The organism is Staphylococcus pseudoxylosus, from assembly GCF_003697915.1.
GTDB lineage: Bacteria > Bacillota > Bacilli > Staphylococcales > Staphylococcaceae > Staphylococcus > Staphylococcus pseudoxylosus.
Genome location: NZ_RCVN01000041.1, coordinates 1 through 1,041 on the forward strand (window position 1 = coordinate 1; position 1,041 = coordinate 1,041).

The 1,041-nt window shown below is 31.3% G+C and carries 3 protein-coding genes; all 3 read right to left on the reverse strand.

Features of this window, described 5'->3' with window-relative positions; all coding sequences use genetic code 11:
- Window positions 1-165: 165 nt before the first annotated feature.
- Window positions 166-267 carry a type I toxin-antitoxin system Fst family toxin gene (locus D9V42_RS14650; protein WP_002495781.1) on the reverse strand — a complete coding sequence of 34 codons (102 nt, stop codon included), beginning with the start codon at window positions 265-267 and terminating at the stop codon, window positions 166-168.
- Between the two features lie 113 nt (window positions 268-380).
- Entirely contained in the window at window positions 381-578 is a 198-nt protein-coding gene (locus tag D9V42_RS14655; RefSeq protein ID WP_069792572.1) for a hypothetical protein, read from the reverse strand.
- Between the two features lie 81 nt (window positions 579-659).
- A complete protein-coding gene (locus tag D9V42_RS15500; RefSeq protein ID WP_244204790.1) occupies window positions 660-1,013 on the reverse strand; it encodes a plasmid segregation protein ParR in 354 nt (117 codons plus the stop codon).
- Window positions 1,014-1,041: the final 28 nt, after the last annotated feature.

The following is a 1,041-nucleotide window of genomic DNA, read 5'->3' on the forward strand; positions in this document are numbered from 1 at the left end:
CATTACCTATTTTAATGTATGTATTGTCATTGTAAATTTCTCACTTTGCATTCCTACCTACTATAATGTTATAATACATTTAACAAAGTTATTAAGCATAATACACCAATCCCCTCACTACTTCCGATAGTGAGGGGATTTTTTGGGTGTTGGTTTAAAGGTCGCCTATTTTTTCTTATCGTTGCGATTGCGTAACCAATGCGCAAATAACGCTACGATACAACCACTCGCTGCCGTGGTCGTGATGTGAACAAAGTTATCAAGCATAATTCCACCTCCTCTCTACGTCAACTTGACGCCTGAGAGATGGGCGACTTCAATATTATACCATTTGTGAAAGTGTAAGCATATGCATCTCCCATAAGTTAAATTATGTTTGATTATTGATCGTTTAAAAATTTAAGTAAAACTAAACTAATTATTAATAAACTTACCAAATATAGACATATTTTCACCAGTAATCCAGAAGCTTTCCTATTGTAACCTTCCAATTCTTCCATCCTTTGAAGATAAATATCCATATCTTCTCTCGATCCTGATTCATCGTATAACACAATTGGCTCTTTTTTATTTTTCATCTTTTAACCCCTTTTTCCTACTTATATACTAATTTTTATAAAAATAAAACCTCACTTTTTCTAAAACAGCCTACTATTTTACTACAATTGATTTACATCTAAATCCACCAATTCTTCTAGTTCATCTTCTTCATTACTTTTCTTTCTGGATTGTTTAATATTTTCTTGCTTAATTGCTTCTCGAATTTCTCTTTTCCGTTCTTCACTTGGACCACCCAATAATTTTTCATTATTATACTTGATAGATTTCATATCATTTATTTTGTTATTAAAAGATATAGGAGGAGTATCACCCAAATCATTAATGTATCTAATAAGTGCTTCTCGTATATGAGCAGTTTTTGTACCTTTAGGAACGTTTTCTAAAAAATCAAAGATTTGAGGGTAATCTTTTTTTTTAATTTTTAGAAGATGATTAGTTTCTTGTTTGCTCAAAGCGATCAACCTCTTGTTCTACCTTATC